This window comes from Curtobacterium sp. 179-B 9B NHS (genome assembly GCF_045370965.1).
Classification (GTDB): Bacteria; Actinomycetota; Actinomycetes; order Actinomycetales; family Microbacteriaceae; genus Curtobacterium.
In genome coordinates, this window is the sequence record NZ_JBIQDQ010000001.1 from 228,780 (window position 1) to 250,759 (window position 21,980).

The 21,980-nt window shown below is 68.5% G+C and carries 18 protein-coding genes; 15 read left to right on the forward strand and 3 right to left on the reverse strand.

Translation table 11 applies throughout. The features are described from left to right. The first annotated feature begins 56 nt into the window (after positions 1-56). On the forward strand, positions 57-1,046 hold the full coding sequence (gene glpX / locus ACH0A8_RS01040) for a class II fructose-bisphosphatase (RefSeq protein ID WP_081984693.1): 990 nt from the start codon (positions 57-59) through the stop codon (positions 1,044-1,046). A 150-nt stretch (positions 1,047-1,196) separates the two neighbouring features. Here the strand turns inward: glpX and rmuC are convergent, their stop codons facing one another. Further along, complete coding sequence (rmuC, locus tag ACH0A8_RS01045) at positions 1,197-2,459, reverse strand: DNA recombination protein RmuC (protein ID WP_406906164.1); 1,263 nt, start codon at positions 2,457-2,459, stop codon at positions 1,197-1,199. 148 nt (positions 2,460-2,607) lie between these two features. Between rmuC and iolC the strand changes: the two genes are divergently transcribed. From iolC to ACH0A8_RS01085, 8 genes are all read left to right on the forward strand, one after another. Further along, positions 2,608-3,621 carry a 5-dehydro-2-deoxygluconokinase gene (gene iolC / locus ACH0A8_RS01050; RefSeq protein ID WP_406906166.1) on the forward strand — a complete coding sequence of 338 codons (1,014 nt, stop codon included), beginning with the start codon at positions 2,608-2,610 and terminating at the stop codon, positions 3,619-3,621. Next, positions 3,614-4,603, forward strand: coding sequence for a deoxyribose-phosphate aldolase (locus ACH0A8_RS01055; protein WP_251159898.1), 990 nt, complete (start codon positions 3,614-3,616; stop codon positions 4,601-4,603). The genes iolC and ACH0A8_RS01055 overlap by 8 nt, the downstream gene beginning before the upstream one ends. Next, a complete protein-coding gene (locus tag ACH0A8_RS01060; protein ID WP_406906168.1) occupies positions 4,600-6,123 on the forward strand; it encodes a CoA-acylating methylmalonate-semialdehyde dehydrogenase in 1,524 nt (507 codons plus the stop codon). Before ACH0A8_RS01055 ends, ACH0A8_RS01060 begins: the two co-directional genes overlap by 4 nt. An 8-nt stretch (positions 6,124-6,131) precedes the next feature. Next, entirely contained in the window at positions 6,132-7,040 is a 909-nt protein-coding gene (gene iolB, locus ACH0A8_RS01065; RefSeq protein ID WP_406906169.1) for a 5-deoxy-glucuronate isomerase, read from the forward strand. After that, complete coding sequence (gene iolD / locus ACH0A8_RS01070; protein WP_066652710.1) at positions 7,037-8,974, forward strand: 3D-(3,5/4)-trihydroxycyclohexane-1,2-dione acylhydrolase (decyclizing); 1,938 nt, start codon at positions 7,037-7,039, stop codon at positions 8,972-8,974. Before iolB ends, iolD begins: the two co-directional genes overlap by 4 nt. A gap of 31 nt (positions 8,975-9,005) precedes the next feature. After that, complete coding sequence (locus ACH0A8_RS01075; protein ID WP_066652711.1) at positions 9,006-9,956, forward strand: sugar phosphate isomerase/epimerase; 951 nt, start codon at positions 9,006-9,008, stop codon at positions 9,954-9,956. Positions 9,957-9,973: 17 nt separating this feature from the next. Next, the gene (locus tag ACH0A8_RS01080; RefSeq protein ID WP_209683703.1) at positions 9,974-11,014 is read left to right on the forward strand and encodes a Gfo/Idh/MocA family protein; all 1,041 of its coding nucleotides are present in this window, start codon (positions 9,974-9,976) and stop codon (positions 11,012-11,014) included. A 194-nt stretch (positions 11,015-11,208) separates the two neighbouring features. Beyond that, complete coding sequence (locus tag ACH0A8_RS01085; protein ID WP_066652713.1) at positions 11,209-11,616, forward strand: tautomerase family protein; 408 nt, start codon at positions 11,209-11,211, stop codon at positions 11,614-11,616. Positions 11,617-11,634: 18 nt separating this feature from the next. Here the strand turns inward: ACH0A8_RS01085 and ACH0A8_RS01090 are convergent, their stop codons facing one another. Both ACH0A8_RS01090 and ACH0A8_RS01095 read right to left on the reverse strand, forming a co-directional pair. Then, complete coding sequence (locus tag ACH0A8_RS01090; protein ID WP_209683699.1) at positions 11,635-12,393, reverse strand: GntR family transcriptional regulator; 759 nt, start codon at positions 12,391-12,393, stop codon at positions 11,635-11,637. A gap of 97 nt (positions 12,394-12,490) precedes the next feature. Continuing rightward, a complete protein-coding gene (locus ACH0A8_RS01095) occupies positions 12,491-13,156 on the reverse strand; it encodes an exonuclease domain-containing protein (RefSeq protein ID WP_245171741.1) in 666 nt (221 codons plus the stop codon). Positions 13,157-13,206: 50 nt separating this feature from the next. On the opposite strand from ACH0A8_RS01095, the gene ACH0A8_RS01100 reads away from it, so the two are divergent. From ACH0A8_RS01100 to ACH0A8_RS01125, 6 genes are all read left to right on the forward strand, one after another. Beyond that, on the forward strand, positions 13,207-13,749 hold the full coding sequence (locus ACH0A8_RS01100; protein WP_406906172.1) for a hypothetical protein: 543 nt from the start codon (positions 13,207-13,209) through the stop codon (positions 13,747-13,749). Between the two features lie 24 nt (positions 13,750-13,773). Then, entirely contained in the window at positions 13,774-13,974 is a 201-nt protein-coding gene (locus ACH0A8_RS01105; protein WP_066652723.1) for a hypothetical protein, read from the forward strand. 61 nt (positions 13,975-14,035) lie between these two features. Then, positions 14,036-15,127, forward strand: a complete 1,092-nt coding sequence (ychF, locus tag ACH0A8_RS01110; protein WP_406906174.1) for a redox-regulated ATPase YchF — start codon at positions 14,036-14,038, stop codon at positions 15,125-15,127. 12 nt (positions 15,128-15,139) lie between these two features. Next, positions 15,140-16,978 (forward strand): DUF262 domain-containing protein, encoded by a 1,839-nt coding sequence (locus tag ACH0A8_RS01115; RefSeq protein ID WP_402714574.1) that lies wholly within the window; start codon positions 15,140-15,142, stop codon positions 16,976-16,978. A gap of 44 nt (positions 16,979-17,022) precedes the next feature. Beyond that, positions 17,023-18,990, forward strand: coding sequence for a DNA methyltransferase (locus ACH0A8_RS01120; RefSeq protein WP_402714575.1), 1,968 nt, complete (start codon positions 17,023-17,025; stop codon positions 18,988-18,990). Between the two features lie 3 nt (positions 18,991-18,993). After that, positions 18,994-21,969, forward strand: a complete 2,976-nt coding sequence (locus ACH0A8_RS01125; RefSeq protein WP_402714576.1) for a type III restriction-modification system endonuclease — start codon at positions 18,994-18,996, stop codon at positions 21,967-21,969. The last annotated feature ends 11 nt before the right edge of the window (positions 21,970-21,980 follow it).

Genomic DNA, 21,980 nt, shown 5'->3' on the forward strand with positions numbered 1-21,980 from the left:
GTGCACGTCCGTGCACCCGTGCGGCCGCCCCGGAGCCCGGTCGGTAGGCTCTGGTCGTGACTCCCACGACTGAGACCGGCTCCCTGTTCCTCCAGCCCGACCGCAACCTGGCGCTCGAGCTCGTGCGTGCGACGGAGGCCGCCGCGATCCGTGCGCAGCCGTGGGTCGGCCGGGGCGAGAAGAACCTCGCGGACGGCGCAGCCGTCGACGCGATGCGGAAGTTCCTCGGCACGGTGAACTTCGACGGCGTGGTCGTCATCGGCGAGGGCGAGAAGGACGACGCCCCGATGCTCTTCAACGGCGAGCACGTCGGCAACGGCCACGGCCCGGCCTGCGACATCGCGGTCGACCCGATCGACGGCACCTCGCTCACCGCCGCCGGCCGGCAGAACGCCATCTCCGTGATGGCCGTCTCCGACCGCGGCTCGATGTACGACCCGTCGGCGGTGTTCTACATGGACAAGATCGCCGCGGGCCCCGAGGGCCGTGGCGTCCTCGACCTCGAGAAGCCGATCGGTGAGAACATCCGCGCGCTCGCGAAGGCGAAGCACAAGGACATCGAGGACATGCAGATCGCCGTCCTCGACCGCCCGCGCCACGACGAGCTCATCCGCGCGATCCGCGCAACGGGCGCCGGCACGCGCCTGCTGCTCGACGGTGACGTCGCCGGTGGCATCTCGGCGGCACTGCCCGGTTCGAAGATCGACATGTGCGTCGGTGTCGGCGGTACGCCCGAGGGCATCATCACCGCGTGCGCGATCAAGGCGCTCGGCGGCGTGATCCTCGGCAAGCTCCAGCCCAAGGACGACGAGGAGCGCCAGAAGGCACTCGACGCCGGGCACGACCTGGACAAGGTCCTCGACCAGGACGACCTCGTGACGGGCGACAACACGTTCTTCGTCGCGACGGGCGTCACCGACGGTGTCCTCGTGGACGGTGTCCGTCGGTCGCGCGGTGTCATCCACACCGACTCGCTCGTGCTCCGCTCGCGCTCGAACACGATCCGCCGCATCCAGGCCGACCACCGCGCCGAGAAGTGGTTCTGATCCGTCCCGGCCGCTGACGGCCGTCGGGACGCCTGACCGCTCGCACGACGAGAAGCACCCCGAACCACGCGATCACGTGGTTCGGGGTGCTTCTCGTCGTGCCGGAGCACCTCGCGCCGTGGCGCCTCGTGCCGCGGCGGCGCCGCGCGGTCAGTCCTCGTCGAGGGCGCCGACGAGCTCCGGCGCGGTGAGCAGCCGCGGCTCGTCGTCGATCGTCGCCGGGTCGGCGAGCACCTTCGACTCGTCGAGCAGCGACAGCCGCCGGGCGCTCGGCAGCACCTGGCGCTCGAGCGACCCCACGAAGCGGTTGTAGTCGACGACCGAGCCGCGGATGGCCCGGCCGAGCTTGTCGACGTGCCCGCCCATGGTGGCCAGGCGGCCGTACAGCTCGCGGGACACCCGGAAGAGCTCGCGTGCCTCGGCGGTGACGACGTCCTGCTGCCAGGAGAACGCCACCGTCTTCAGCACCGACCACAGCGTGACGGGTGACGCCAGTGCGATGCGCTTGCGGAAGGCGTGGTCGAGCAGTCCGGGGTCGGCGGCCAGCGCGCTCGAGACGAGCGACTCGGACGGGATGAACGCGATCGTCAACTCGGGCGACGCGTCGTAGCCCGTCCAGTACTCGCGGGCGGCGAGGGCGTCGACGTGCGCCCGGAGCGCCTTGACGTGCTGCGCGATGAGCTGCTCGCGCCGGGCACCCTCGGCACCCGTCGCGCTCGCCGGGATCTCGGCCGCCTGCAGGTAGGCGCTGAACGGCACCTTCGCGTCGACGGCGATCGTCTTGCCGCCGGGCAGGTGCACGACCATGTCGGGTCGGGCGGTCCCCGCGGTCGTCGTGACGGAGGACTGCACGTCGAAGTCCACGCGTTCGAGGAGCCCCGCGGCCTCGACGACGTTCCGGAGCTGCGTCTCGCCCCAGACGCCCCGGGTGCTGTTCGAGGAGAGGGCGCTCGCGAGGGTGTCCGCCGTCGCGCGGAGCCGTTCCTCGGACTCGGCGGCCGATCGCAGCTGGGCGGACAGGGCGCCGTACTGCTCGGTCCGCGACTGCTCGAGCTCGGCGATCTTCGCGCGCATGACGTCGAGCGTCTGCGCGACGGGGCTCAGCGCCGACAGCACCTTCGACTCGCCCTGGTTCCGCGCCGCGTCGGCGCCGTGCATGCGCTGCACGAGGTGCTCGAGCTCGGCGGCACGGCGTTCGAGGGAGTCGACCTGCCGGCGGTACTGGGCGTCCTGGGCGTCGAGGCGCTCCTCGGCGTCGGCGCGCACCGAGTCGAGCTGCGCACGCAGCACGTCGGCCGTCGCCCGTGCGGCTGCCGCGTCCACCCCGGCGCGCGAGCGGGCGAGCGACCACGCGACGACGGCACCGACGGCCGTACCGAGGACGAGGCCGATGACCAGGGCGAGGATCTGCATGTCGTGACCCTGGCAGGTCCCACCGACACGCGCCTCCGGGCCGGAGAGGTGCCCGACAGCAGCCCGGTCCATGTACTGACATCAGCGCAAAGTCCGTGTACAGTCGTGCTCGTCCGCCGATGAAGCCGCCCGGAAGGTCCCGCGTCGCATGACCGACGAAGCCTCGCACGTCCACGACGTGATCACGATGGGACGCGTCAGTGTCGACGTCTACCCGCAGCAGACCGGACCGCTCGAGGACGTCACCACCTTCTCGAAGTCCGTCGGTGGGAGCGCGACCAACGTCGCCGTCGCCGCCGCCCGGCACGGCGCGGACGCAGCGGTGATCACCCGCACCGGCAACGACCCCTTCGGCCGCTACATCGCCCGCACCCTGCCCGAGTTCGGCGTCGCGAACGACTTCGTCGAGCCGGTCGAGGGCCTCAACACGCCCGTGGCGTTCTGTGAGATCTTCCCGCCGGACGACTTCCCGCTCTACTTCTACCGCGCGCCGAAGGCGCCGGACCTGATGATCACGTCGGAGTCCCTGCCGCTGCACGCGATCGAACGGACGCGGGTGTTCTGGACGACCGTGACGGGACTCAGCGAGGAGCCGAGCCGCAGCGCGCACCACGCGGCCGCCGCGGCACGGAGCGCGGCACTGCGGGCGCCGGGCGCCACCGGGCGGCACACCGTGCTCGACCTCGACTACCGAGCGGTGTTCTGGCCCGAGCCGGCGGCCGCGACGCGCGAGGTCGCCGTCGCCCTCGACCACGCCACCGTCGCCGTCGGCAACCGTGAGGAGTGCGAGATCGCCGTGGGGGAGACCGACCCCCTGCGCGCCGCCGACGCCCTGCTCGAGCGCGGCGTCGAGCTCGCGATCGTGAAGCAGGGCCCGAGGGGCGTGCTGGCGAAGACCCGCGACGAGACCGTCGCGTACCGACCGCACGCCGTCGACGTCGTCAACGGCCTCGGGTCCGGCGACGGGTTCGGCGGAGCACTCGTGCACGGGCTGCTGCAGGGTTGGAGCCTCGACCGCACCCTCGCCTTCGCGAACGCGGCCGGGGCGATCGTCGCCACCCGGTTCGAGTGCTCGACCGCGATGCCGACGAGCGACGAGGTCGAGTGCTTCCTGCGCACGAACCCCGCGCCGGCGACCGCGGAGGAGGGCGTCGGTGCCTGAGGTCAGCCCGGCCGACTTCGCCCGGTTGCGCGACCTGCGCGCCGGGTCACCGGAACGCGTCGCGGAGGTCCTGCGGACCCGGATCCGCCGTCCGCTGCTCGCCGAGGACGGCAGGCTCCTCATCGTCGCCGCGGACCACCCCGCGCGCGGTGCGCTCGCGGTCCGCGACGACGCCTCGGCGATGGCCGACCGGTACGACCTGCTCGAACGGCTCGTCGTGGCCCTCGGCCGCCCGGGCGTCGACGGGGTCCTCGGCACGCCGGACGTCCTCGAGGACCTGGCGCTCCTCGGGGCGCTCGACGGCAAGGTCGTCGTCGGCTCGATGAACCGCGGCGGCCTGCGCGGAGCATCGTTCGAGCTCGACGACCGCTACACCGCGTACTCGGCGCAGGCGATCACGGACGCCGGGCTCGACGTCGCGAAGCTGCTCGTCCGGATCGCGCTCGACGATCCCGGCACCGCCTCGACGCTCGAGGCGACGGCGCGGGCGGTGACCGAGGCCGCGGCCCTGCAGCTTCCGATCATGCTCGAGCCGTTCATGTCCTCGTGGCGGGACGGCAGGGTCGTCAACGACCTGAGCGCCGACGCCGTCATCACGTCGATGGCGATCGCCGCCGGCCTGGGTGAGTCGAGCGCCTACAGCTGGCTCAAGGTCCCGGTCGTCGACGACATGGCACGCGTGATGGCCGCGACCACCCTGCCGACGCTGCTGCTCGGCGGCGACCCGTCGGGCAGTCCGGACGAGACGTACGCCGCCTGGGACGACGCGCTCGCCCTGCCGGGCGTCCGCGGGCTCGTCGTCGGTCGCACCCTGCTCTACCCGCAGGACGGCGACGTCGCCGCCGCCGTCGACGTCGCCGCCGCACTCGTCCACAGCCGGGAGGCACGGGGCGATCGCTCCACACCGGCTCGCCGCCGCGCCGACTCGCCTGCCCCGTCCGCCACCCTGGACCCGTCCGTCCCGGAAGGAAGCACCGCATGACCACCAGCACCGAGACCAGCGCCGGCAGCACGACGGTCGGGCACTGGATCGACGGCGAGCACGTCGCCTCGGCCTCCGGTCGGACCGCCCCGGTCCACGACCCGGCGCTCGGCGTCGTGACGAAGCGGGTCGCCCTGGCCGACGAGGCCGAGGTCCAGCGGGCGATCGCGAGTGCCAAGGCGGCGTTCCCGGGGTGGTCGGACCTGTCGCTCGCGAAGCGCCAGCAGATCATGTTCGCGTTCCGTGAGGTCCTCAACCGCGACAAGGCCGAGCTCGCCGAGATCATCACGAGCGAGCACGGCAAGGTCATCGACGACGCCCTGGGGGAGATCGCCCGCGGGCAGGAGGTGGTCGAGCTGGCGACGAACATCCCGTCGCTGATGAAGGGCGAGTTCTCGGACCAGGTGTCGACCGGCATCGACGTGTACTCGATCCGTCAACCGCTCGGTGTCGTGGGCATCATCTCGCCCTTCAACTTCCCGGCGATGGTGCCGCTCTGGTTCCTGCCGATCGCGATCGCCGCCGGCAACACCGTCGTGCTCAAGCCCAGCGAGAAGGACCCGTCCGCCGCGATGTGGCTCGCGCGGAAGTTCCGGGAGGCCGGTCTGCCCGACGGCGTGTTCACGGTGCTCAACGGCGACAAGGCAGCGGTCGACGGACTCCTCACCAGCCCCGACGTCGAGTCGATCTCGTTCGTCGGGTCCACGCCGATCGCCCGGTACGTGTCCGAGACGGGCACGAAGCACGGTAAGCGCGTCCAGGCGCTCGGCGGGGCGAAGAACCACATGCTGGTGCTGCCGGACGCGGACCTCGACCTCGTCGCGGACAATGCGGTCAACGCGGGCTTCGGCTCGGCCGGTGAGCGCTGCATGGCGATCTCGGTGGTGGTGGCGGTCGAGCCGGTCGCCGACGAGCTGATCGCGAAGATCAGCGAGCGCGCGGCGACGCTGCGCGTCGGCGACGGACGTCGGGGCTGCGACATGGGCCCGCTCGTCACCGAGCAGCACCGCGACAGGGTCGCTTCGTACATCGAGGTCGCCGAGCAGGACGGAGCCGAGGTCGTGGTGGACGGCCGCACCGTGCGACCCGACGGCGACGAGAACGGCTTCTGGCTCGGCCCGACGCTGATCGACCGGGTGCCGACGTCGAGTCGCGTCTACACGGAGGAGATCTTCGGTCCGGTGCTCTCGGTCGTCCGGGTGCAGTCCTACGACGAGGGGCTCGAGCTGATCAACTCCGGCGCCTTCGGCAACGGCACCGCGATCTTCACGAACGACGGTGGAGCCGCTCGACGATTCCAGCGCGACGTGCAGGTCGGCATGATCGGCATCAACGTGCCGATCCCGGTGCCGGTGGCGTACTACTCGTTCGGCGGCTGGAAGAACTCGCTGTTCGGCGACCACAAGGCGTACGGCGCCGACGGGGTGGCCTTCTTCACCAGGCAGAAGGCGATCACCTCCCGCTGGCTCGACCCGGCAGTGCACGGCGGTGTCGACCTCGGCTTCCCGTCGAACGGCTGACGCGCAGCATGGCGAACGAACAGCAGCAGCGCGACCGCTGGTTCATCCCGGCGGCCTCCCGCCCCGAGGCGGGCTGGACCGACGTGGTCGACGGCCGCGTCGAGGGGTGGACGCACACCGGTCTGCGGACCGGCGCCCTGCAGGACGGGGGCGAGCTGCGCCTCCCGGCCGACGCGGTCGAGCGCCTCGTCGTCCCGCTCGCCGGCAGCTTCACCGTGGCGTACGACGACACCGAGCAGGCGCTCGAGGGACGCACCGGCGTCTTCGAGGGGCCGACCGACGTCCTGTACCTGGGCTCCGGCACCGCCGCGACGATCACCGGCTCCGGTCGTGTCGCCGTGGCCGAGGCGCCCACGGAGACGGTCCGGCCGAGCACGTACATCGCCCGCGTCGACGTCCCCGTGGAACTCCGCGGCGCGGGGCAGTCGAGCCGGCAGGTGCACAACTTCGGGACCCCGGCCGCCCTCGACGCGGTGCGGTTCATCGTCTGCGAGGTGATCACGCCGGCCGGCAACTGGTCGTCGTACCCGCCGCACAAGCACGACACGAACCGCCCGGGCGAGGAGTCGGACCTCGAGGAGATCTACTACTACGAAGCCGCCGTGGCCCGTGGTGTGCAGGCTCCCGAGCAGGCCGACCCCTTCGCCCTGCACCGCACGTACGCCTCGGACGACCGGCCCATCGACGAGTTCCGCCAGGTGCGGACCGGGGACATCGCCCTCGTGCCGTACGGCTGGCACGGACCGGCCGTCGCGGCACCGGGCTACGACATGTACTACCTCAACGTCATGGCCGGACCGGACCCGGAGCGCGTCTGGAACATCACCGACGACCCCGCCCACGGGTGGGTCCGGCAGACGTGGACCTCGGAACCGATCGACCCGCGACTGCCCTACGAGAAGGAGCCCTCCCGATGAGCCAGCACGCCGGCCCGGAGCAGACCCGTCGGATGACCGTCGGTCAGGCGCTCGTCGCGTTCCTGGCGAACCAGTGGACCGTCGACGGCGACCACCGCGAGCGCACGATCCCGGGGATCTTCGGCATCTTCGGGCACGGCAACGTCGCCGGTCTCGGGCAGGCGATCAAGCAGCTCCACGTCGACCAGCCCGGCCTGCTGCCGTACCACCAGGCCCGCAACGAGCAGGCGATGGTGCACCAGGCCGTCGGGTTCGCCCGGATGCACCGCCGCCGGGCGACCTTCGCGTCGACGGCCTCGGTCGGCCCCGGCGCGGCGAACATGCTCACCGGCGCCGCGCTCGCGACGACGAACCGGCTGCCCGCGCTCCTGCTGCCGTCGGACACCTTCGCCACCCGCAGGACCGATCCGGTGCTGCAGCAGATCGAGATGCCCCACGACCCGTCGCTGCAGGTGACGGACGCGTTCCGGCCGCTGTCGCGGTTCTTCGACCGCGTCGAACGGCCCGAGCAGCTGTTCCCGATCGCGCTCGCCGCGATGCGGGTGCTCACCGACCCGGCCGAGACCGGCGCCGTGACGATCGCCCTGCCCGAGGACGTCCAGGCCGAAGCGCTCGACGTGCCGGTGACGTTCCTGCAACCGCGCGAGTGGCACGTCCGGCGTCCGCTGCCGGAACGCGGACCGCTGGCCCGTGCGGTCGAGGCGATCCGGAGCGCCGAGCGTCCCGTGGTCGTGGCCGGTGGTGGCGTGCTCTACTCGGGTGCCGAGGACGAACTCGCGGCCTTCGTCGAGACGACGGGCATCCCCGTCGGCACCTCGCAGGCGGGCGGCGGCTCGCTCGTCTGGGACCACCCGCAGTACCTCGGCGGCATCGGGGCGACGGGGACGGCTGCGGCGAACGCGATCGCCGCACGGGCCGACGTCGTGATCGGCATCGGCACGCGGTACAGCGACTTCACCACGGCGTCCCGGACGGCGTTCCAGGACCCCGACGTGACCTTCGTCAACGTGAACGTCGCCGCGTTCGACGCCCACAAGCACGGCTCGCAGCTGCCGCTGGTCGCGGACGCCCGGGAGGCGCTGGTCGCGCTGACCGAGATGCTCACGGCAGGTTCGTCGGACGCCCCGTCGTACGCCGTCTCCGCCGGGTACGCCGCCGAGGTCGCGTCGCGGAAGCAGGAGTGGGACGCCGTCGTCGACGCCGCGTCCGTGCCGTCCGGACGCGCGGTCCCGGGCCAGTCGGAGATCATCGGCGCGGTCCGGGCGGCGACGGACCCGCGCGACGTCGTGGTCCAGGCAGCCGGCTCGCTGCCCGGCGACCTGCACAAGCTCTGGCGGGTCCGCGACCCGCTCGGGTACCACGTCGAGTACGCCTTCTCGTGCATGGGCTACGAGATCGCCGGCGGCATCGGTGTGCGACGCGGCGCCCCGGACCGCGACGCGATCGTCCTCGTCGGCGACGGTTCGTACCTGATGCTGCACACCGAGCTGGTGACGGCGGTCGCCGAGGGCATCAAGGTCGTCGTCGTGCTCGTGCAGAACGACGGCTACGCGTCGATCGGCCGCCTGTCCGAGACCGTCGGTTCCGAGCGCTACGGCACGGAGTACCGCTACCGGGACGACACCGGGTCGTTCGAGAACGACGAGGTGCTGCCCGTCGACCTCGCCGCGAACGCGCGCTCCTACGGCGTCGACGTGATCGAGGTCCGCCCCGGCCCGGACGTGATCGCCGACCTGACCGCGGCCGTGCGGCAGGCCAAGGCGAACGACCACACCACGCTGGTGCACGTGCACGCCGACCCGCTCGCCCCCGCCCCCGAGGGTGACGGCTGGTGGGACGTCCCCGTCGCCGAGACCTCGACCCTGCCGAGCACCCGGCGGGCCCGCGCCGAGTACGAGCAGCAGGTCGCGTCGCAGCGCCCCCTGCTCGGCTGAACGAACCCATCCCACGAAGGACGACGACGTCATGACCGACACCGCCGACACCGCTGCCACCGACGCAGCGGCCGCCCCCGCCGCGATCCGCATCGGTACCGCCCCCGACTCCTGGGGCGTCTGGTTCCCGGACGACCCGGGCCAGGTGCCGTGGCAGCGCTTCCTCGACGAGGCCGCAGCAGCCGGCTACACGTGGATCGAGCTCGGTCCGTACGGGTACCTGCCCACCGATCCGGCGCAGCTGTCCGACGAGCTCGAGTCCCGCGGCCTCCGGCTGTCCGCCGGCACGGTCTTCACCGGGTTCCACAAGGGTGACGACCAGTTCCAGCGGGCGTGGGACCAGGCGGTCGCGGTCGCCGGGCTCGCGTCGGCGCTCGGTGCCCGGCACCTCGTGACGATCCCGGACCTCTGGCGCTCGGACGCGACCGGTGCGGTGCTCGAGTCGCGGACCCTGACCGACGAGCAGTGGGAGCGCCTCGGCAGGGGACACGACCAGCTGGGCAAGGCGCTGCTCGAGGAGTTCGGCGTCCGCCAGCAGTTCCACACGCACGCCGACAGCCACGTCGGCACGTACCGCGAGACCGTGCGCTTCCTCGAGGAGACCGACCCGCGGTACACGAACCTGTGCCTGGACACCGGGCACTTCGCCTACTACGGCGGCGACAACCTCCGCATGATCGCCGAACACCCGGAGCGCATCGGCTACCTCCACCTCAAGCAGGTCGACACCGAGCTGCTGTTCGACGTGCTCAAGAACGACGTGCCCTTCGCGACGGCCGTGGCGCAGGGCATCATGACCGAGCCGCCGCACGGCACCCCCGAGCTCGCCCCGGTCATCGAGGCCGTCGCCCGGATCGACCCGGACGTCTTCGGCATCGTCGAGCAGGACATGTACGGCTGCTCGGTCGACGCCCCCGGCCCGATCGCCGAGCGCACCGTCCAGCACATCCTCGAGTCGACCGCCTCGGCGCGCGTCCGCTGACCCCCCAGGAGAACCCCGTGAGCACCACCGAGAACCTCCGCGTCGCCGTCGTCGGAGCCGGCGCGATGGGCAGCGACCACGTCCGTCGCATCACGTCCACGATCGCCGGCGCAGACGTCGTCGCCGTCGTCGACCCGGACACCGCCCGGGCCACCGCCACCGCCGAGCGGGCACCGGGGGCGCTCACCGCAGCGTCGTTCGAGGACGCCCTCGACGCGACGCCGATCGATGCCGTGCTCGTCGCGACGCCCGGGTTCCTGCACGAGCCCGTCCTCGTTCCGGCGATCGAGCGTGGTCTCGCCGTCCTGTGCGAGAAACCCCTCACCACGAGCGCGGAGGACTCCCTGCGCATCGTCGAGCTCGAGCAGGCGAGGTCCGACCGCCCACGGATCCAGGTCGGCTTCATGCGTCGCTTCGACAAGGGGTACCAGGAGCTCCGGGCACTCCGCGAGTCCGGCACGAACGGCGCGCTGCTCGCCCTGCACCACGCGCACCGCAACCCGACGACGCCGCCGAACTTCAGCGAGTCGATGCTCATCCACGACTCGGTCATCCACGAGATCGACATCATCCCGTTCCTCACGGGCGAGCCGATCGTCGCGGTCGAGGTGAAGAAGCCCCGCAGGAACTCGCTCGGACCGGTCGACCTGCCGGAGCCGCAGTTCGTGCTGTTCACCACCGCGTCGGGCACCATGGCGATCGTCGAGATCAACGTCAACGCGCAGTTCGGGTACCAGGTGACGACCGACGCCGTGTTCGAGTCCGGCGTCGCGTACATCGGGCGCGAGACGACGATGAACGTCGTGTCGGCCGGTGTCTCGGGCCAGGGCGTCACCCCGTCCTTCGTCGAGCGCTTCGGCGCCGCGTACGACGAGGAGGTCCAGCGCTGGGTGGACGCTGCCCGCACCGGGGGCATCGACGGGCCGAGCGCCTGGGACGGCTACACGGCGTCGGTCGTCGCCGAGGTCGCCGTGCGGGCGCAGCAGACCGGCGCCCTCGAGCACGTGACCTACGCCACCGCGAAGCCCGCGTTCTACGAGACGACGCCTGACGCCTGAGGACGCACCCTGACGAAGGACGCCCGACGGCGGCGCCCGACGGCGGCGCCCGGCGGCGGGCGCCCGGCGACGGAGGTGCCGGCACCGGTGCTGGAGACGGGCCGTGTACCGGACGGGAGGCGCGGTGCATGCTGGCACCGCGCCTCCCGTCCGCGACGGCGCACCGCCACCCCCACGCACCCCCAGGAGGCACCATGCCGCTCGTCCGCATCGATCTCGTCACCGGTCGCACCCCGGAGCAGGTGCGTGCCGTCGCCGACGCGATCCACACCGCCATCGTCGCCGAGTACGGCATCCCCGAGCGCGACCGGTTCCAGGTGATCACCGAGCACCCGGCGCAGCAGATCATCGCGCAGGACGCCGGTCTCGGCTTCGAGCGGACCGAGGGCGTCGTCATGGTCCAGGTCTTCACCCAGGGCGGTCGGAGCGACGAGGCGAAGCAGGGTCTCTACCGCGCCGTGCACGACCGGCTCGCCGAGGTCGGCGTCGCGAGCGAGGACGTCTTCATCGGCTACGTGGAGAACGGGCCGCAGGACTGGTCGTTCGGGTTCGGCCGCGCCCAGTACGTGACCGGCGAGCTCGGCGTCCCCTCCGCCGGCTGAGGCAGCGGGTCCGCCGGCCTACTTGTCGACGAGGGTGACCTCGAACGAGTAGCGGTCCGGGCGGTAGCAGTGCACCCCGTACTCCACCGCCCGGCCCGACGCGTCGTACGCCGTGCGGCTCATCGTCAGGACCGGGTCACCGTCCTCGATCTCGAGCAGCGAGGCCTCGTCGTCGGTGGCCGCCCGTGCCCCGATCCGTTGCTTCGCGACCCGCATCGTGACACCCCGGCCGCGGAGCAGCTGGTACAGCCCGTGCGTCCGCAGGTCCTCGTCGGTGATCGCCGTGAACTCGGGCGGCAGGAAGTTCTCGAGGATCGCCATCGGGACGTCCTCGGCGAAGCGGACGCGGCGGATGTGGACGACCGGCGTGCCCGGGGCGGTGCCGAGGGCCTCGGCGACGACGTCGCTCGCCGGCAGGTCCGTGCGCTCGAGCAGCGTGGTCGCCGGTGCCTGCGAGCCCTGCGCGAGGTCGTCGTACAGGCTCGTCAGCTCCACCTTGCGCGTCACGGGGCCGTGCACGACCTGCGTGCCGATCCCTCGACGACGGACGAGCAGCCCCTTGTCGACCAGGTCCTGGATGGCTCGGCGGATCGTCGGGCGCGAGAGCCCGAGTCGCTCGCCGAGGGCGATCTCGTTCTCGAGCCGTGCGCCGGGCGGCATCGCGCCGGAGCGGATCGCCTCCTCGAGCCGCGATGCGACCTGGAAGTACAGCGGCACCGGCCCGGAGCGGTCCAGGTCCGTGGAGAAGTCGGACGGCAGCTGGCCCTCGTTGGTCATCGCGGTCCTCCGGGTGGGGAGGGCACCGGCGACGGCACCCCACGGCTATGTCGTGACAATAGCACCGGACTCCGCGCGGCCCGGCTCCCCGGGATCGTCAGTCGGCGAAGATCATCGGACGGTTCGACAGCCGCGGCTGGGCTGCCGCGCGGGGCTGCTCCGTCCGCGGTCGCACCGGCGCGATGTGCACCCGGGTGGCCGCACCGAGCGCCTCGACCGTGTCGCACCCGTGCTGCCCCGCGGCGTGCACGACGATCGCGGCGCAGGCCTCGGCGTCGGCAGCGGCGTCGTGGTGCTGGAAGCCCTCGTACCCGGCCGCGCGGGCCGCCATCGGGAGTCGGTAGGAGTCGAGCGTGTAGGTCTTGCGCGCCACCTGGAGCGAGCACAGCGAGTGGTGCTCCGCCAGTTCCGTGCCGGTCGCCGAGCAGCCGCCGGCGATCACACCCATGTCGAACCGGGCGTTGTGCGCGACCAGGACGTCCCCCTCGGCGAACGCCACGATGTCCCGGTACTGCTCGGCCCACCCCTTCGCCCCGACCACGTCCGTCGCGACGATGCCGTGGATGCGGGTGTTCCACTCGAGGAACGCGTCGTGGCCCAGCGGTGGCTGGATGAACCAGGAGGCCCGCTCGACCACGCGGCCGCCGCGGACCTTGACGAGTCCGACGGAGCAGGCGCTCGCGGGGGAGCTGTTCGCGGTCTCGAAGTCGATCGCGGTGAAGTTCAACGGCACGCCCTCGATGGTCGCACGGGGTTCCGACATCACCCGCACGCGGCCTCGGCGTTGCGGCCCGGCGCGGTAGCGTCCGAGGCGTGACCGCCACCGCCACCACGACCCCGCTCGTCCTCGTCCTGCCCGGTGCCGGGTACGGGCAGCAGGCGCCCCTGCTCTGGTGGACGCGCGCGATCGCTGCGCAGCACGGCGTCGAGGTCGTCGCGCCGGCGTGGAGGGTCGACGCCGCAGCGAAGGACGACCCGGTGGCCTTCGTCGAGCGCCACGTCGCGGGCGCACTCGACGGCCGCCGCCCGGACCTCGTCGTCGCGAAGTCGTTCGGCTGCTCCGCCCTGCCCTGGGCGGTCCGCCACGACGTCGACGGGGTCTGGCTCACGCCGGTCCTCACCGATCCGGCCGTCGTCGCCGCGCTCGCCGCGGCGGGCACCGGTTCGCTCGCCGTCGGCGGCTCCGCCGACCCGATCTGGCTGCCCTCCGCGGTCGGGACGACACGCGCCGGACTGCACACGGTGGACGGTGCGGACCACGCGCTCGAGGTGCGCGGTGACTGGCGCGGTTCCCAGCGCCTCCAGACCGAGGTGCTCGCCCTGGTCGACGAGCGCATCAGAGCGCTGGTGTCCTGACCCGCCGCGACGTACAGTCGGCGCATGGGGGAGCCGAGGGACCTGGACGAGCTGTTGGCGGGCGCACACCGCGTGGACGCGCGGCCGCACACGGTGCGGCGTGGGATCGGTCTCGGGACCACCCTGCTCGTGACCGCGGTGCTGGTCGCCGGCATCGTGCTCGGGATCGCGCACGGCCTGCTGCTCACGTTCGTGAGCTTCCTGTCCGGCATCTGGCCGTCCTGACGGCACCGGCCTGGAGGACCGGGTCGGCTCCGGCGGGCCGCCGCCGGTAGGCTGTGCTCCCGTGGCTCTCACCATCGGAATCGTCGGTCTCCCGAACGTCGGCAAGTCGACCCTGTTCAACGCCCTGACCAAGAACCAGGTCCTCGCCGCGAACTACCCGTTCGCGACGATCGAACCGAACGTCGGCGTGGTGAACCTGCCCGATCCGCGGCTCGACCAGCTCGCGACGCTCTTCAGCTCCGAGAAGACCGTGCCCGCGCCCGTGTCGTTCGTCGACATCGCCGGCATCGTGAAGGGTGCGAGCGAGGGCGAGGGCCTCGGCAACAAGTTCCTCGCGAACATCCGCGAGGCCGACGCCATCGCGCAGGTCGTCCGTGGCTTCACCGACGACGACGTCGTGCACGTGGCGAACAAGGTCTCGCCGAAGGACGACCTCGAGGTCATCAACACCGAGCTCATCCTCGCGGACCTCGAGACCATCGAGAAGGCGCTGCCCCGGTACGAGAAGACCGTGAAGCTCAAGCAGGCCGAGCCGATCGTGCTCGAGACCGCGAACGAGGCGAGGGCGGCGCTCGAGCAGGGCACGCTGCTCTCCGCGACCTCGATCGACCTCGCGCCGATCGCCGAGCTCGGCCTCCTGTCGGCCAAGCCGTTCATCTTCGTCTTCAACGTCGACGAGGCGATCCTGACCGACGAGTCCCGCAAGGCCGAGCTGGCCGCGCTCGTGGCACCGGCGCAAGCCGTGTTCCTCGACGCCCAGGTCGAGTCGGAGCTCATCGAGCTCGACCCCGAGGACGCCGCCGAACTGCTCGAGTCGACCGGGCAGACCGAGTCCGGCCTCGACCAGCTCGCCCGCATCGGGTTCGACACCCTCGGGCTGCAGACCTACCTGACCGCCGGGCCGAAGGAAGCCCGGGCGTGGACGATCGGCAAGGGGTGGAAGGCTCCCCAGGCTGCCGGCGTGATCCACACCGACTTCGAGAAGGGCTTCATCAAGGCCGAGGTCATCTCGTTCGAGGACCTCATGGCGGCGGGCTCGATCGCGGAGGCCCGTGCCCACGGCAAGGCCCGCATCGAGGGCAAGGACTACGTCATGCAGGACGGCGACGTGGTGGAGTTCCGAATCGGATCAACATCTTCTGGATCGAAGTGAGGGTGCAGGAAGATGATCAAGTCAGCGAACCAGTATCCGGTGCATACGCTCTTCAGTCATGAGGGCAACGTGCTCTACAAGATCCCGCCGTACCAGCGTGAGTACTCGTGGCACAAAGCTCAGTGGGAGGACCTCTTCGAGGACTTGATCGACGCTGACGGGGCGCACTTCCTAGGCACCATCATCACGCTCGACCAGACCACTGACGCGCTCGAAGGCAGCATCCTTCAGGTGGTCGATGGTCAACAACGGCTCACGACGCTCACGCTCCTCCTGGCCGCTGTGTACTCAGTGCTCAAGGAGCACATGGATAGCCTCGACGATGACACCCGGACCGACGTCACCAATCTCGGGCGTCAGCTGGTGCGTAAGAGTGACGGACAGCCGAGGGTCACGCCCCAAAAGCAGGGCCTGAACCTTTTCGACTACCTCAAGGTTCTCGAGGAGGCCGGGCTGCCCGTCGAAGGCGAGTGGAAGCCGTACTACCCAAGTCGACGGATCGCGAAGTGCTATCAGTACTTCCGCTCTGCAATTCTCAAGCTCGCCGACACTGAGGACATAGCTGAGACCGAGGCCGCGCTTCGAGTTCACGAGGCAGCCTTGAAAGCGGTCATCGTGAAGATCGAGGTGGTGAGTCATTCAGACGCCTTCGTTCTCTTCGAGTCGCTGAATAACCGTGGCATGCCGCTTTCGCCGGTGGATTTGATCAAGAATCACCTGCTCGCCGAGTCGGAGAAAAAGAAGATCATGAACGTCGATCAGGCGTTCAAACACTGGAACGACATGCTGACGAGCCTGGGGGACAATTACTCCACTCAGGAGCGTTTTCTCCGGCACTACTACAACGCATTCAAGTCAGAGCTACCCGATGTGCCCAACGCCTCTGTCGCCACCAAGTCGAATCTCATTCGGATTTACGAGGACCTTCTCGAGCGGGACTTGAAAAAGGTGGCGGATGCTCTCGTCACCGCGAGCAAGATCTACGGTCGCATCAACTGTGTTGTCGAGCTTGACCGACCGACGTCGCTCGACAGGGCCTTCCAACGGCTCCTGCGAGTTCAGGGTGCCCCGTCCTACGTCCTCTTGATGTGGTTGATGGCGAAGCAGGACGAACTTGAGCTCAATGAAGCCGATATTGAAGCAATTGCCGATCTCCTCACGAGCTTTTTTGTGCGTCGCAACTTGACTGGCTATCCGCCAACATATGCGCTGACGAAGCTTTTCATGACGGCTATTAATGCAATTGACGCGCGCCGCGGTGAGGATATCTTTGGGATCGTCGCCGAGAAGCTGACCGCGGTGTCGGCGTCGGACGACGAGTTTCGGGCACGGCTCTTGGGTCGCATTTATGACGACAGCACTGATGTTGCAAGGTTTGCCTTGACGATACTTGCCGAAGACGAGATGACCAAGGAGACGGCAGTCGATCTCTGGCGTCAGGAGAAGAATCACTTCGTTTGGACTATCGAGCACATCCTCCCACAAGGTGAAAACCTGCCGAGGGCGTGGGTTGATATGCTCGGGGGCGAGGAAGTGGCTGCCGAAGTGCAGGAGGAACACAAGCACCGGCTTGGCAACCTCACGATCACCGCTTATAACAGCAACCTCGGAAACAAGTCGTTTGTGGAGAAGCGCGACCGACTCGACTCCAAAGGTCGACCGATCGGTTACCGCAACGGGCTGTCGCTGAATGCTGAGTTGGTGACGCTTGATTCTTGGACGAGTGACGACATTGAGCGCCGCACGCAGGAGCTGGCATCACGGGTGATGTCACGGTTCCCGCTTCCCGGGCCGGTTGACGGCGACCTGGTGGAGTTCCGTAGCGGACTCACCTCTGGTGGGAAGAAGTAGGCTGCTCCAGGTCCGCCTACGCCCAACTCATACGAAAGACGAAGATGATCAGGGACGCTCACGAGGCCAACGCGACGACCAAGCCGACTGACTTCGAGGTGGCGCGGCTCCAAGCTGCACTGCCCGAGTATTTCGACAAGGACGGCAGTTTCAGGCTCGACCGCCTGCAGGAAGCTCTGAGCTCGGCCGACGTGTCTGTGTCCCGCGAGGGCTTCGAGCTGAAGTTCTTGGGGAAGTCGTACGCGAAGTACCTGACCTCGACGCGCACTGAGACTGTCGTGGTTCCCGACCTTGAGCACAACGCTGAGCCGGCGAACGCGAACTCCGAGAACCTCTACATCGTCGGGGACAACCTCGACGCGCTCAAGCATCTCACCGGGTCGTACGCGGGCACGATCAAATGCATCTATATCGATCCGCCGTACAACACGGGCAAGGACGGCTTCGTCTACAACGATGACTTCGGCTATTCGGCCGACGACCTCGTGCGCAAGATCGGTCTCGACGAAGACGAAGCTCGTCGCGTCATCGGCCTCCATGGGAAGTCTTCGCACTCCGCCTGGCTCACCTTCATGTACCCGCGCCTCGAGCTCGCGCAGGAGCTGCTCGCAGACGATGGTGTCATCTTCATCAGCGTCGACGACAACGAGATGGCCAACGCCCGGGCGCTCTGCGACGAAGTCTTCGGTGAGGGCAACTGGCTTGGCACGCTCGTGTGGAAGAACGCGACGGACAACAACCCGTCGCAGATCGCGATCGAGCATGAGTACGTGCTCGTCTATGCGAAGTCGCGTGACTTCACTGCGCCCGTATGGAAATCAGATGTGTCCGCGATCAAGGACCTGTTGGTTTCGGTCGGTGCGGAGCTGGCGGATGCACACGCCGACGAGACAGATATGCAGGCCGCATACACGTCGTGGTTCCGCGCGAACAAGTGGCAGCTCGGTCCGCTGGACCGCTATAAGTACATCGATGCCGGCGGCGTTTACACAGGTAGTCAGAGCGTCCACAACCCGGGCCGAGAAGGCTACCGGTACGACATCCTGCATCCCGTTACGGGACAGCCCTGCAAGGAGCCTCTGTTCGGATACCGATTCCCAGAAGCATCGATGAAGCAGCTGATCGAGGACGGAAAGATCCTCTTCGGCGAGGATGAGAGCAAGATCGTCGAGATCAAGGTCTACGCCCGCGACTTTGCAGACAAGCTCAACAGCGTGATCACGCTCGACGGGCGGACTGGGGCAACCGAGACCGCAAACCTTCTCGAGGACAAGGTCTTCACAAACCCCAAGCCGAGTCAACTCCTCACCCAGCTTCTGGGCTTTGTTTTGAAGCCGGGCGATACCGTGTTGGACTTCTTTTCCGGATCGGCGACTACCGCCGACGCGGTCATGCAGCTGAATGCTCGTGACGGAGGTGACCGCCGGTACATCATGGTTCAGCTTCCCGAGGTGATCGAGCCCGGAAAGCCCGGCTACGCGCAGGGGTACCGGACTATCGACCAGATCGGACGGGCGAGGATCACCAAGGCTGCGGAGAAGCTTCGTAACGCTTCCGGTGAGCAGTTCGACTATGGTTTCCGTCTCTTCCGCCTGAACGAGCCGAGCGCTCGTACGTTGGATGAGCTCCAGTCGTTCGACCCGAACGAGGACGGCGCGCTTCTGTCCGGCGACTTCGTATCGAAGTTCGCAACGGACGGCACTCCCGGCGAGCAGGTCGCTCTCGCGACGTGGATGGTCGAGGACGGCTTCGGTCTTACCGCTGACGTCGAGAGCGTCCGGCTCGATGAGTACGAGCTCCAGGTCTGCGATGACACCGGATACGTCGTCGAGGTGGGGCTTTCGAGCGAGGACGTGGTGGCGCTCGTGTCCAAGATCGAGACGGGCGCCCTCGACCTGAAGCGTCTCGTCGTCTTCGGCTACTCCGTGACGTTCTCGGTGCTGCACGAGCTGAAGCAGAACCTCAAGTCGCTCCGTTCCGGCCAGACGGCATCTGTGATCGAGCGGTACTGACCGATGCAGATCCGACTCCAAACGCTCGAGCACCAGCAGCGCGCTCTGCGCGCGCTGACGCACGTCTTCAAGGACGTCGACCTCGACGGCAGCTCGCCGCTCGAGGCGAACCTGACGTTCGATCCCGCAGATCCGCAGATCGGCGAGAACATCGAGGCGATCCAGTCCGGTGTGCTGGACGGTATCGAGGCGATCCCTCGCCAGTGGCGGGGTCGCGTGAACGACGGCGTGCTCGGTATCGACGCCAAGATGGAGACGGGAACCGGCAAGACGCTGGTCTACACACAGCTCATGTATGAGCTCAACCAGCGGTACGGCTTCACGAAGTTCATCGTCCTCGTGCCGTCGACCCCGATCAAGGAAGGCGCGAAGGCGTTCATCCAGTCGGGCTACGCGCGCAAGTACTTCAGCGACTCGTACGGCTCGCAGCGGGACCTGCAGCTGTTCACCCTTGACCCGCAGAAGCGGTCCAAGGGGCGGAAGATGTTCCCGAACTCCATCGCCAGCTTCGCGCACGCGTCGCGATTGACTCGTGGGCGCATCTCCGCTCTCCTGATGACCGACGGCATGCTCCTGTCGCAGAAGACGATGCGCGCCGAATACGACCAGACCGTGCTCGGCGTGACTAGCGTCCCCTACGAAGCTCTGCGCGAGACCCGCCCAATCGTCATCATCGATGAGCCCCATCGCTTCCGGCGTGACAACAAGGCGTACCAGACGCTCATCGACGAGATCCAGCCGCTGGCGGTCTTCCGCTTCGGCGCGACGTTCCCTGAACTCGGCAAGACCGGCAGGACCGACTACAACAACCTCGTGTTCAACCTCGGTGCCGTTGAGTCGTTCAACGAGCAGTTGGTCAAGGGCGTCCAGGTCCAGTACCCGCAGGACAGCAGCAGCGCGACGACGCGGCTGAAGCTCGTGAGCCTCTCCGCGAGCAAGCCCAAGCAGGCCACTTTCCAGAACGTGGGGACCGGCAAGCCGCTCACGTTCGACCTGGGGGAGTCGCTCGGCATCGCCGACGGCGCGTTCGCCGGCATCACGGTCGACGGCATCGGCAAGACCGACAATCCGAGGATCACATCTGGCGTCACGCTGTCCAACGGCCAAGCGTTGGCAAAGGGTGACATTATCTCGGCTCGGGTCTACTCCGACACGTACCAGGGCGTGATGATGAAGCAGGCGCTCGACAACCACTTCGAGACCGAGTGGGACAACTTCCGGCGCTCGTCGAAGGTCAAGACGCTCACGCTGTTCTTCATCGACTCGATCGAGTCATATCGGGGGAGTGACGGCTCGAAGGGGCATCTCCGGCAGCGCTTTGAAGAACTCCTCGAAGCACGTCTTACGGCCGAGATCGAGAAGCGCCAGGGCGACTCGTCGCCGGTAGCGAAGGAGTACGTGGCGTTCCTACAGGCATCGCTCGCCGACGTCGAGGCGACGAACGCCGGCTACTTCGCAGCAGACAACTCGACGGCGGACGAAGACATCCAGCGTGAAGTCGACGACATCCTCCGGAACAAGGAGTTGATGCTCTCGTTTCAGAACCCGAACGGCGCGCCCAACACGCGTCGATTCCTCTTCTCGAAGTGGACGCTGCGCGAGGGTTGGGACAACCCGAACGTGTTCCAGATCGTCAAGCTCCGCTCGTCGGGATCTGAGATCTCGAAGCTGCAGGAGGTCGGCCGCGGTCTCCGCCTGCCCGTGGATGCGAAGGGAACTCGTCTCGCGGGGGAGCAGTTCTACCTCACGTACCTCATCGACTACACCGAGGAGGCGTTCGCCAAATCGCTGGTCAAGGAGATCACGTCCGACGCCGCGACGAGCTCGGTGAAGGTGAAGGATCTGCTCGCCAAGGTTGCAGACAGCCTCGGCAAGACGGAGACCGAGTTCTTCTTCGAGCTCGTGCAGCAAGGGCTCCTCGACCTGGAGATGAACGTCGTGCCGGGGCGCGAGCAGGATCTGTTCGCCGCGTACCCGGGCTTCAACCCCAACGGTCTGAAGCCGGACAAGATCCTGACGGGCGACCGGAAGGTGAAGGTCGGCATCCGTGCCGAGCGGTACTCTGAGCTCAAGGACCTGTGGGAGGCGCTCAACGCTAAGTACTACCTTCGCCTCGACGATCTCGCCCCCGAGGAGATCGACAAGTGCATCGACGACGTGCTCGGCACGGGGATCTACCGGCAGGAGTTCGGCCGATTCGCTCAGGACATCCTCGTGCGTATGGACGATGGGACGTCGCTTGAAGTGCGGTCGGGGACGAAGGACCGCTTCGACGCGACCGAGACGGTGCCGTATGGCCTCTGGCTGAGGCGGGTCCACGAGCAGACGGCCCTGCCCATCGATCGCGTTCACGCAGGGCTCGTCCGTCTCCACTCGAAGGAGCGAGTGCTGAAGGACTTCTTCAACAAGGCGACGCTGCACGAGTTCGTCGCCGAGTTCTCGCAGTGGATGGAGCGAAACTACCTCGAGCGCTTCTCGTACTCGAAGATCGACGGTGTCGTGCTCGGCACCGAACTCACCGATGCCGATGGCGCTCCGCTGGAGAGCATCACGCAGGGAAACGTCGGCGTGTTCCGAGACGAACACGCCATCGTGCCGGACAAGTTCCTGTACGACGCGTTCGTGTACGACTCGCCTAAAGAACGCGAGACGATCCGCGACTCCACGCTCGGCGAGGTCGCCGTCTTCGGCAAGATCCCGCGCCGCTCGATCAAGGTCCCGCTCTACTTCGGCGGCACCACGAGCCCGGACTTCATGTACGTGCTGAAGCGCCCGGACGGGAAGCTGTCCCTCAACTTCATCATCGAGACAAAGGACGTCAAGAATCGCTCCGACCTCCGCGAGAGCGAGAAGCTCAGGATGACGGCCGCGCGGCGCTTCTTCGAGTCGATGAGCAAGGACGGCATCGAGGTGACGTTCCGGGACCAGGTGCATCGCGACGACATCGCATCGTTGATCCAGCAAGTCATTGCCGGCTGACGCGCCGCGGG